Annotated in this window: 9 protein-coding genes and 2 tRNA genes; 6 read left to right on the top strand and 5 right to left on the bottom strand. The window is 66.9% G+C overall.

All coding sequences use genetic code 11. The features are described 5' to 3' along the window. Positions 1-304 precede the first annotated feature (304 nt). Positions 305-1996 (bottom strand): NAD+ synthase, encoded by a 1692-nt coding sequence (locus tag Q0716_RS01730; RefSeq protein WP_299018994.1) that lies wholly within the window; start codon positions 1994-1996, stop codon positions 305-307. Between Q0716_RS01730 and Q0716_RS01735 the strand changes: the two genes are divergently transcribed. Next, positions 1995-3221: a GNAT family N-acetyltransferase gene (locus Q0716_RS01735; protein WP_299018996.1), complete on the top strand. Its 1227-nt coding sequence runs from the start codon at positions 1995-1997 to the stop codon at positions 3219-3221. The genes Q0716_RS01730 and Q0716_RS01735 overlap by 2 nt on opposite strands. Here the strand turns inward: Q0716_RS01735 and ppa are convergent. Together ppa and Q0716_RS01745 are read right to left on the bottom strand one after the other, a co-directional pair. After that, positions 3200-3736: an inorganic diphosphatase gene (gene ppa / locus Q0716_RS01740; protein WP_299018998.1), complete on the bottom strand. Its 537-nt coding sequence runs from the start codon at positions 3734-3736 to the stop codon at positions 3200-3202. The two genes, Q0716_RS01735 and ppa, sit on opposite strands and share 22 nt — an antisense overlap. A gap of 73 nt (positions 3737-3809) precedes the next feature. After that, a complete protein-coding gene (locus Q0716_RS01745) occupies positions 3810-4352 on the bottom strand; it encodes a TlpA disulfide reductase family protein (RefSeq protein ID WP_299019000.1) in 543 nt (180 codons plus the stop codon). 98 nt (positions 4353-4450) lie between these two features. Here Q0716_RS01745 and moaA point away from each other — a divergent pair, with 98 nt between their 5' ends. The 3 genes from moaA to glp are packed head-to-tail and all read left to right on the top strand — an operon-like array spanning position 4451 to position 7583. Continuing rightward, a complete protein-coding gene (moaA, locus tag Q0716_RS01750; protein WP_299019002.1) occupies positions 4451-5587 on the top strand; it encodes a GTP 3',8-cyclase MoaA in 1137 nt (378 codons plus the stop codon). 5 nt (positions 5588-5592) lie between these two features. Beyond that, positions 5593-6252 carry a molybdenum cofactor guanylyltransferase MobA gene (mobA, locus tag Q0716_RS01755; RefSeq protein ID WP_299019004.1) on the top strand — a complete coding sequence of 220 codons (660 nt, stop codon included), beginning with the start codon at positions 5593-5595 and terminating at the stop codon, positions 6250-6252. A gap of 41 nt (positions 6253-6293) precedes the next feature. Next, positions 6294-7583 (top strand): gephyrin-like molybdotransferase Glp, encoded by a 1290-nt coding sequence (glp, locus tag Q0716_RS01760; RefSeq protein ID WP_299019006.1) that lies wholly within the window; start codon positions 6294-6296, stop codon positions 7581-7583. Between the two features lie 48 nt (positions 7584-7631). Here glp and Q0716_RS01765 read toward each other — a convergent pair whose 3' ends face one another. Together Q0716_RS01765 and rnr are read right to left on the bottom strand one after the other, a co-directional pair. Continuing rightward, positions 7632-8180, bottom strand: a complete 549-nt coding sequence (locus Q0716_RS01765) for a YggT family protein (protein ID WP_299019009.1) — start codon at positions 8178-8180, stop codon at positions 7632-7634. Between the two features lie 36 nt (positions 8181-8216). Continuing rightward, positions 8217-10469, bottom strand: a complete 2253-nt coding sequence (gene rnr / locus Q0716_RS01770; protein ID WP_299019011.1) for a ribonuclease R — start codon at positions 10467-10469, stop codon at positions 8217-8219. Between the two features lie 63 nt (positions 10470-10532). Between rnr and Q0716_RS01775 the strand changes: the two genes are divergently transcribed. Next, a tRNA-Leu gene (locus Q0716_RS01775) sits at positions 10533-10617 on the top strand. Between the two features lie 152 nt (positions 10618-10769). Beyond that, positions 10770-10854, top strand: a tRNA-Leu gene (locus tag Q0716_RS01780).

Below are 10854 nucleotides of genomic sequence, written 5' to 3' on the forward strand. Positions count from 1 at the left end.
TCTGCTTCATGCGCGGCGACTCCGGATCGGTTGGTGGGGAAAGGGGTGACGCAAGCATCTCGGTGCGGCCCCGAGCGCCCGCAGCACGAAATCTACCACAGCCCCCAAGAAATGACCGCGCGGGACGTCAGTCTTCGCGCATGACCAGCGCCCAGTCGATGACGACACCGGGTACGCTGTGCGCCGCAGTCGTGCCGTGCAGCGCTTGCACCTCGAGCTTGCCGTAGGCCCCCTTCACCAACAAATAGATGGTGACGATGGGTCCACCGGATGCACGAGCCAGTACTCGCGCGCAGGCCGCGCGTCAGCCGCGCCAGCGGTTGGTGTTGGGGTAGCGCCAGTCCTTGCCAAAGCTGCGGTGCGTCACGCGAATCCCCACGGGGGCCTGGCGGCGTTTGTACTCGTTGATCCGAATCAGCCGCACCACTTGCTCGACCGCCTGCGCGGGATAACCCTCGGCCACGATCTCGGCGGGGCTGCGATCGTTTTCCATGTAGCGCTCGATGATCGCATCGAGCACGTCGTAGGGCGGCAACGTGTCCTGGTCGGTTTGATCGGGGCGCAACTCGGCGCTGGGCGCCCGGGTGATGATGCGCTGCGGAATCGGATCGGGGCCGCGGCCGTAGGGGTCGTGCGCGTTGCGCCAGCGTGCCAGCCGCCACACCCAGGTCTTGGTCACGTCCTTGATGACGGCAAAGCCGCCGGCCATGTCCCCGTAGAGGGTGCAGTAGCCGGTGGCCATCTCGCTTTTGTTGCCAGTGGTCAGCACGATGTCGCCGAACTTGTTGGACAGCGCCATCAGCAGCGTGCCGCGAATGCGCGCCTGGAGGTTTTCTTCGGTGGTGTCGGCGGGCCGCCCCTCGAACAGCGGCTGCAGCGCCGCTCGAAACCCATCGAAGATCGGGCCGATCGCGATTTCGTCGTAGCGCACCCCGAGCCGTGCTGCCATGTCGCGCGCGTCCAGCCAAGAGATGTCGGCGGTGTAGGGCGACGGCATCATGACCGCGCGCACGCGCTGGGGCCCCAGCGCATCCACCGCGATCGCCAGCACCAGCGCCGAGTCGATGCCGCCCGACAAACCGATGATCGCGCCGGGAAAGCCGTTCTTCTCGACGTAGTCGCGCGTGCCCAGCACCAGCGCGTGCCACAAGTCTTCCTCGGTGGTGGGCTGTGGCGCCACCGGGCCCTGCACCGTCCAGCCACCATCGGCGCGCGGGTGCAGATCGACCCACAGCACATCCTCGGCAAAGCTGGGGGCACGCGCGGCCACGTCACCCTGCGTGTCGAGGGCGAAGCTGCGCCCTTCGAACACGATTTCATCCTGCCCCCCCACCAGGTGCGCATACACGAGCGGCAGCCCCGTCTGCCGCACGCGCTCGCGCATGGCACGCTCGCGCTCGTCACCTTTGCCGATGTGAAACGGCGACGCATTGATGACGCACAGCACCTCGGCGCCAGCCGCCTTCGTCTCTGCTGCCGGCTGCTCGTACCACGCATCCTCGCAGATCAGCAGTCCGATGCGGTGGCGACGGCCATCGACCGTCACATCGAACACGCCGGGGGTGTGGCCCGGCACGAAATAGCGCCGCTCGTCGAAGACCTGGTAGTTGGGCAGTTCGCGCTTGGCGTAGCGGTGCACGATGCGCCCCTCGACCACGACGCTGGCGGCGTTGAGGCACGGCGCGCGCCCCACACTGCGCCCCGCGCGGGCCGTCGCCCCCGGGGCGGGCAGCGGCTGTCCCACCACAATGTGCAGGCCCAAAAGGTGCGCCGTCTGCGCCGCGACGGTTTGCACGGCATCATCGCAGGCATCGACGAATGCAGGCCGCAAATACAGGTCTTCGGCCGCATAGCCGCAAATCGCGAGTTCAGGCGTCAGCAGCACCTGGGCACCCTGCGCGTGCGCGGTGTGCGCGGCCTCGATGATGCGACGCGCGTTGCCGGCCAAGTCACCCACCACGAAATTGCACTGCGCGACTGCGATCCGGATTGCCATGGATGCCTCAACCTGCGACAAGGGGTTCGATTATCTCACCCGCATCGTGCGCGACCCGCGCGAGATCGACGCGCCCACTTGGAACGCGCTGCTATGGGCGCAGCCCGGTGGCAAGGCTTGCGGCCCGTTCATGCGTCACGAATACCTGTGCGCGCTGCACGAGACGGGCTGCGCCACGGCCGCCACCGGCTGGGCACCGCACTGGGTCACGTTGTGGTCGCGCGACGATGGCCGCTTGGTGGCCGCCGCACCCGCGTATGCCAAGGCCCACTCCTACGGCGAGTACGTGTTCGACTGGGCTTGGGCCGACGCGCACCACCGGCACGGGATCGCCTACTACCCCAAGGGCGTGGTCGCCGTCCCATTCACCCCCGTGGCGGGGCCGCGCCTGCTGGCGCGCGATGCGGCGGCGCGTGCGGCCCTCGTGCAAGCGCTGTTGGCGCACGCGCACGCCAGCGGCTGGTCTTCCCTGCACGTGCTGCTGGGCACACCCGACGACAGTCACGCCGCCGATGCCCACGGCCTGATGGCGCGCGAGACGGTGCAATTCCACTGGCACAACCAGCATCCCGAGCGTGGCGGACCGTTTACGGATTGGGACGACTTTCTGGCCAGCTTGAGCCACGACAAGCGTAAAAAAATCCGTCAGGAGCGCCGCAAGGTCGCCGACGCCGGGGTGACGATCGAGGCGCGGCGAGGCGACGCCATTTCACCCGCCGACTGGGACTTTTTCTTTCGCTGCTATGCGCAGACCTATTGGGAGCATGGCAACCCGCCCTACCTGAACGCCGCCTTCTTCCAATCGGTCGCCAGGGCGCTGCCGGATCACTGGCTGATGTTCATCGCGCGTGATGGGGCTGACCAGCCCATGGCCGCCAGCCTGGTCGCGCTTGGTGACGCCACTCCGCAACCACGGGCGGCCTTTGGGCGCTACTGGGGCGCGTTGGCGCGCGTGGACTGTCTGCACTTCGAGCTGTGCTACTACCAGCCGCTGCAGTGGTGCATCCACCACGGGGTGGCGCGCTTCGAAGGTGGCGCGCAAGGCGAGCACAAAATGGCCCGAGGCCTGCTGCCCACGACGGTGCACAGCCGCCACTGGCTGGCTCATCCGGCGTTTGCGCACGCCGTAGATAACTACTTGGCCCGGGAGCGCTCGGCAACGGCCGCCTATCAGGCGGCCTTGCAAGCGCACGCACCCTACCGTCAGGCAGACTGCGCGCGGTAGGCCTCGACGCCCGCCAAAATCTCCTGCCGGGCTTCTTCGACCGTACCCCAACCCAGCACTTTGACCCATTTGCCAGGGTCGAGATCTTTGTAGTGCTCAAAGAAGTGCTCGATGGTCTTGCGCTGCAAGGGGTGGAGATCCTCGACCGATTGCAGGTTCGAGTACAGGGGCAAGATTTTGTCTGTCGGCACGGCCAATACCTTGCCGTCCACGCCACCCTCGTCCTCCATCTTCAGGATGCCCAGCGCCCGACACGGCACCACCACGCCCGGCGGCAGCGGCACAGGCGTCAACACGAGCACGTCCACCGGGTCGCCATCGCCGGCGATGGTTTGGGGCACGTACCCATAATTGGCCGGGTAGTGCATCGCGGTGTTCATGAAGCGATCGACGAAGATCGCGCCCGAGGCCTTATCGACTTCGTACTTGATCGGCTCGCCATGCATCGAGATTTCGATGATGACGTTGAAGGCGTCGGGGACTTTGTTGCCTGGGGTAACTTGATTGAAAGCCATGACAAGCGAAGGGGTAGATAGCAGAACGACTGGCGATTGTGGTTTATTTTACTGGCACCAAACTGACGCCCCATCAGGTCAAAAAGCGCGCGATGCCCTCCACGTCCTCGGGAAAGAGCTGCCCACGCTCGGCCATGACGATGCGGCCGTCACGCCCACGCACCAGCGTGATGGGCAGCCCCTTGGGCTTGGGCATGGCACGCTGTACCTCCGGCGTCACCCAGGCGCTCGGAAAGGTGTAGCCGCGCTGTTGCAGGTAGCGCCGCGCGGCGTCGGCCGTGCGGTCGATGGACAAGCCCAGCAACAGCCAGCCGGGCTGTGTGGCGTGAGTGCGCCAGAAGTGCTCGATGTGTGGCGACGTCACCGCACAAAACGGACAGGTGCTGGCCCACCAGTACAGCACCAGCACGCGCCCTTCGGTGTCGGCGGGCTCGAACCGCGTGCCGTCGAGGCGCTCCATCGGGGGCACGCTCCAGAGCACACCGATGGCTGGCAATGCGGGCGCGCGCGCCTCGGCCGCCGCCACATCGGCCGGTTGGGCCCAGGCCCGCTGGCCACTCCAGCCTGCCAGTATGCTCCCTGCCGTGTGTACCAACCAGTGTCTGCGTCGCCACATCACACAACCCCTTTTCCTGTGACAGCATCCGCGCCGAGTACGCGAGATCCGGGTAAGTCTCGGTGGACATGCACCGCAATGCTGCTAATCTAGCGCACATGTCCGAGCGTGTCATTCCCTTGGTCGATCAGCGCATCGCGGCGCTGAGCGCACCGCGCCCCACCGTACCCATCGTGCCACGTGGCCATGTCGCGGACCGACTGGGTCGCCCGCTGCGGGATCTGCGCATCAGCGTGACGGATCGCTGCAACTTTCGCTGCAGCTACTGCATGCCCAAGGATGTCTTCACCAAGGACTACCCTTATCTGCCACACGCGGCGCTGCTGACGTTCGAGGAAATCACGCGGCTGGCACGGCTGTTCGTGGCGCACGGCGTGCGCAAGCTACGCCTGACCGGGGGCGAGCCGCTGTTGCGCAAAAACTTGGAGATCCTGATCGAGCAGTTGGCTGCCCTGCGCACGCCCGAGGGCGAGCCGCTGGACCTGACACTGACCACCAATGGCAGCCTGCTGCGCCGCAAGGCGCGGGCGCTGCGCGACGCCGGGCTGCAGCGCGTCACGGTCAGCCTCGACGGACTGGACGACGCCGTCTTTCGCCGCATGAACGACGTCGATTTTCCCGTGGGCGAGGTACTCGATGGCATCGCCGCCGCGCAGGCGGTTGGGCTGGGGCCGATCAAGGTCAACATGGTCGTCAAGCGCGGCACGAACGACGACCAGATCACCCCCATGGCGCGGCATTTTCGCGGCAGTGGTATTGTGCTGCGCTTCATCGAGTACATGGACGTGGGCGCCACCAATGGCTGGCGCATGGATGAAGTGCTGCCTAGTGCCGACGTGCTGGCACGGCTGCAGCGCGAGTTTGCCCTGGTGCCGCTGGAGCCGAGCGCGCCGGGCGAGACCGCCCAACGCTGGGGCTATGCCGGACCCGATGGGCGGCACGATCCCCAATTGGGCGAAATCGGCCTCATCAGCAGCGTCACACAGGCTTTTTGCCGCGACTGCAACCGCATCCGTCTGTCGACCGAGGGCAAGGTCTATCTGTGCCTGTTTGCCGACCGCGGCTATGACTTGCGCAGCCTGCTGCGCGGTGGGGCCAGCGACGAAGACATCGCGTCGTCGCTGGCCGCCATCTGGCAGGGACGCAACGACCGTTACTCCGAACTGCGCGCCCTGCTGCCGGCGGAACAGCGCAGCGCTGCACGCCGCATCGAAATGAGCTACATCGGGGGATGAAGCGCATGACCGCGGGGGAATCACCGGTACCGGGCAGCGTCACCGGCGTTGTGCTGGCAGGCGGTCAGGGCAGCCGCATGGGCGGCATCGACAAGGGGCTGCAAACCTACCGCGGCGTGCCGCTGGCCCTGAACGCACTGCTGCGCCTGCGCCAGCAGCGCGGCAACTGGATCGGCGACGTCATGATCAACGCCAACCGCCATCTGGGGGCGTACGAGGGGTTCGGCGTTCCCGTCTGGCCCGACACCGTTGGCGGCTTTGCCGGGCCGCTGGCGGGGATGCTGACCGCGCTCACCCATGCGCAAACGCCATTCGTGCTGACCGTGCCGTGCGACGCGCCGCGCTTTCCGCTCGACCTGGCCGACCGGATGTGCCAGACCCTGATCGAACACCAGGCCGACTTGGCCATGGCCGCTGGCCCAGAGGCTGACGGGCGGGTACGCACGCAACCCGTCTTTTTGTTGCTGGGCACCCACTTGCTGGAAGATTTGGACCGCTTTCTGAGCGAAGGGGGACGCAAGATCGACGCCTGGACGGCACGCCACCGCTGCGTGCCGGTGGCGTTCGACCGACCGAATGACGACCCCCTCGCCTTTGCCAATGTCAACACGCTGGCCGATTTGCACGCGCTGGAGACCACGGCCACCCCTGCACAACACCCGTGACGCGCCGCCGGGCGCGTCGCCACGATCCCACTGCTTCTCCCATGAAAAGCCTGGAACAGATTGCTGCCGAGCTGCAGGGCTACGACCCGGGTGCCCTGCCCGCCCCCCTCGTCGTCGATTTTCTACACCGCATGGTCGAGCCGGTGGCGGAGCTCGAAACCGTCGCCGTGGTCGACGCGCTGGATCGCGTGCTGGCGCGAGATATCCTCTCGCCCATCGACGTGCCGCCGCACGACAACGCGGCCATGGACGGCTTTGCGGTCCGCGGTGCGGCGCTGTCATCCGACCGCGACACCGCGCTGCGCGTTTTGGGGACGGTGGTCGCGGGCGGTCCGCGCTGGACGCAACCCGTGCCCGACGATGCCTGCGTGCGCATCATGACCGGGGCGGTGATGCCCGAGGGGCTGGATACCGTCGTGCCGGTCGAGTTCGCCCGCGTGCGACCCGACGGGAGCGTCGTGGTGCCCGCCGGCGCGGTTCGGCCCGGAGAACACCGGCGCCTGCGCGGTGAGGACTTGGCGGCGGGTAGGCCGGCGTTGCGCGCGGGTGAGCGGCTCGGACCCGCTGCGGTGGGGCTCATCGCCAGCCTGGGTATCGCGCAGGTGCCGGTGTGGCGGCGGGTGCGGGTGGCCTATTTTTCGACCGGTGACGAAATCCTGTCGCTGGGTGAGCCGCTGCGCGAGGGGAGCATCTACGACAGCAACCGCTACACGGTAGGGACGATGTTGCGCCGCCTCGGGGTCGAGGTGATCGACTTGGGCGTGGTGCGCGACGCGCCCGACGCGCTAGAAGCGGCATTTCGGCACGCAGCCGCGCAGGCCGACGCCGTCATCACCAGCGGCGGCGTCAGCATGGGCGAGGCCGACTACACCAAGGCGATGATGCGCCGCTTGGGCGAGGTGGTGTTTTGGCGCATCGCGATGCGCCCGGGGCGACCGATGGCGGTCGGGCGGCTGCGCCAGAGCGATGATCGCCCGCCCACGCTGTTGTTCGGCCTGCCCGGCAACCCCGTCGCGGTGATGGTGACGTTTTTGGCTTTCGTGCGGCCGGCGCTGCTGCGCCTGATGGGTGCACGCGCAACGCTGCCGATGCCGATGCGGGCCCGCGCCGCCGAGGTCATGCGTAAAAAACCCGGCCGCACCGAATACCAACGGGGCATCGTCTGGCGTACCCCCGACGGCAGCGTGCACGTGCGCACCACGGGCAATCAGGGATCGGGCATGCTGCGCTCGATGGTCGAAGCCAATGCGCTGATCGTGCTGGGCCACGACCAGGGCACGGTCGCCGTCGGTGACGAGGTGGACGTGTTGTTGTTCGAGGGGATCCTCTGACGCCTGCGGTGCAACTCGCCCGAGTGGACGTTTGCCGCCGCAACCCGATCAGCCCAGCAACATCAGGCCGATCTGCAGCAGGATCAGCAGCACCAGCACCGACAGATCGACCCCGCCGATCGTGGGCAGCAGCCGGCGCACCGGGGCGAGCAACGGATCGAGCAGCCGCCCCAGGGTGCCGATGAGCGGCGAAAACGGCTGCACCCACGTCAACACCGCGTACACCAGCAGCAACACCATCAAACCCTGCAGAGCCGTGCGCAGCAGCAGCTGCAGTGCCAGCACGGGGACGGTGACCGCAAAGCCCAAGGTTTGCACCCCGGGCAGAGCTCCCCCCCAAAGCAGGTGCAGCAGACCCGCATGCGCCAGCGCCAACACCACCGCCGCCAGAAAACTGCCCCAGTCCACGGTGGACTGCGGCCAAGCGCGTGGCAGCGTGCGCCGCAGGGGTTGCACGATCCAGTCGGTCAGTGCCATGATGAATGGCCCGGGCTGGGCCGTCATGCGCAGTCGGCGCGTATTCATCCAACCCCGCAGCAGCGCCGCGCCCACCAGGAAGAAAAACACGGTATCGAGCAGGAAAACGACGATGCGCATGGCCATGACACTCGAATGCAGGGACTCGGGACAGTCTCAACCACGCCCGCTGCGCGGGTGTCTCGCACGGCGTGGCGCTGGCGATTGTGCCGCAGGCTTGGCGCCGCCGCGCGCCGATTTGCTCTGCTGCCCCTTGGCGCGCGTGCGGCGCCCGTGGGTCGGCTCGGCGCTGCCCTCGCCCCCCTCGCGCTCCGGTCCGCCCATGGCCGCACGCGCCGTGCGTGCCTCTGGCGCCATCTCGTCGTCTCGAACCAGGCGAAAGTCGATGCGGCGGCCATCCAGATCGACCCGGCTGACCTGTACCGCGACCTTGGAGCCGAGCGTGTAGCGCACACCGGTGCGTTCACCGCGCAACTCCTGGCGACGCTCGTCGTAGCGGAAATACTCACCGCCCAGTTCCGTGATATGCACCAGCCCCTCGATATAGAGAGTATCGAGCGTGACGAACAGGCCGAAGCTGGTGACGGCGGTGACGGTGCCGGTGAACTCTTCGCCCAGGCGCTCGCGCATGTACTTGCACTTGAGCCAGGCCTCGACGTCGCGGCTGGCCTCGTCGGCCCGGCGCTCGTTGGCGCTGCAGTGCAGCCCCGCGGCTTCCCAACCCAGCACCTCGTTCGACGGTCGGCCGCGCGAGCGTTTCATCGCCTCGGACGCGCCGCGCTCCTCCAGCCGCTTGGCCAGCTTGGCCTGCGCCTCGCCCGGTAGCGGCAACTCGGGCAAATGGTAGCGCTCGCCTTTCAAGATGGCTTTGATGACGCGGTGCACCAACAGGTCCGGGTAGCGCCGGATGGGGCTGGTGAAGTGCGTGTACGCCTCGAACGCGAGCCCGAAGTGCCCGACGTTGTGCGGGGAGTACATGGCCTGCTGCATCGAGCGCAGCAACATCTGGTGGATCTGCGGCGCATCGGGCCGGTCCGCCGTGGCCTGCGAGATGGCCTGAAAATCGCGTGGGGTCGGCAAATCCGGCACGGTATAGGGCACCCCCAACGCCTTGAGGTATTCGCGCAGGATCTCCACCTTGTCCGGCGACGGACGCTCGTGCACGCGGTACAGGCAGGGGTGCTGGTGGGTGGCGATGAACTCGGCAGCGCACACGTTGGCAGCCAGCATCGCCTCCTCGATCAGCCGATGCGCGTCGTTGCGCGTGCGCGGCTCGATGCGCTCGATGCGTCCCGCCTCGTCACAGACGATCTGCGTCTCCACCGTTTCCAAATCCACCGCGCCCCGTGCCTGCCGCGCCGCGAGCAACGCGCGATAGACGTCGTGCAGATTCAGCAGGTGAGGCACCAAGGCTGCATGCCGCTGTGCCTCTGGTCCCCGCGTGTTTTGCAGAATGGCCGCCACCTCGGTGTACGTGAAGCGCTGGTGGCTGTGCATCACCGCGGGGTAGAACTGGTAGGCCTGGACCTGCCCCTTGGCATCGATGAGCATGTCACACACCATGCACAAGCGGTCCACGCCTGGGTTGAGCGAGCACAACCCGTTGGAGAGCTTCTCCGGCAGCATCGGAATGACGCGGCGCGGGAAATACACGCTGGTGGCTCGGTCATAGGCATCGATATCCAGCGCCGAGCCGTTGCGCACATAGTGGCTGACGTCGGCGATCGCCACCAGCAGCCGCCAGCCCTTGCCGCGACCGACGCGCGCCGGTTCGCAATACACCGCATCGTCGAAATCGCGCGCATCCTCGCCATCGATCGTGACCAGCGGCACGTCGGTCAGATCGACACGGCCGCGCCGGTCGGTGGCGCGCACCCGATCCGGCAAGGCGCGCGCCTCGGCCACCGTGGCCTCGGAAAACCTATGCGGCACTCCGTACTTGCGCACCGCGATTTCGATTTCCATGCCCGGATCGTCGATGTCGCCAAGCACTTCCTTGACCCGTCCCACAGGCTGTCCATACAGGGCGGGTGGCTCGGTGAGCTCGACCACGACCACCTGCCCGGGCTGGGCCGAACCGGTTGCGCCCTTGGGGATGAGCACATCTTGGCCATAGCGCTTGTCTTCCGGCGCCACCAGCCAGACACCGCCTTCGTGCAACAGCCGCCCGATGATGGGGGTGTCGGCGCGCGCCAGAATCTCCGTCACCCGACCCTCGGGACGGCCGCGGCGGTCCTGGCGCACGATGCGCACGCGCACGCGGTCTTTGTGCAGCACCGCGCGCATCTCGTTGGGCGGCAGATAAATGTCAGGCTGACCGTCGTCGCGCACGACGAAGCCGTGGCCATCACGGTGGCCGATGACCACCCCTTCGATTTCGGTCAGGACAACTGGGTTCTTTTCTTTCACGGACAAATGGATTTCCTGCGGGCGCGGCCCGCGTCATGTGTATAATTTTGGCTCTTTCCTTAAGCCCAGGTGGCGGAATTGGTAGACGCACTAGTTTCAGGTACTAGCGCCGAGAGGCGTGGAGGTTCGAGTCCTCTCCTGGGCACCAAAAGCAAACCGTCGGCTCGTCAGTGCTGGCACACCACACACGGTGAGGCGCGTCAGCAGCGCCTGACAAGGCCCCAATCATACCGCGAGCCAGGCTCGCCGTGACGGGCGGTCAACGGTAAAAAGTTGTTATAATTTCGGTCTGTCCGGTGCGCCCAGGTGGCGGAATTGGTAGACGCACTAGTTTCAGGTACTAGCGCCGAGAGGCGTGGAGGTTCGAGTCCTCTCCTGGGCACCA

Origin of the sequence: uncultured Tepidimonas sp. (assembly GCF_938045175.1) — a bacterium.
In the GTDB taxonomy this organism is placed as follows: Bacteria; Pseudomonadota; Gammaproteobacteria; order Burkholderiales; family Burkholderiaceae_C; genus Tepidimonas.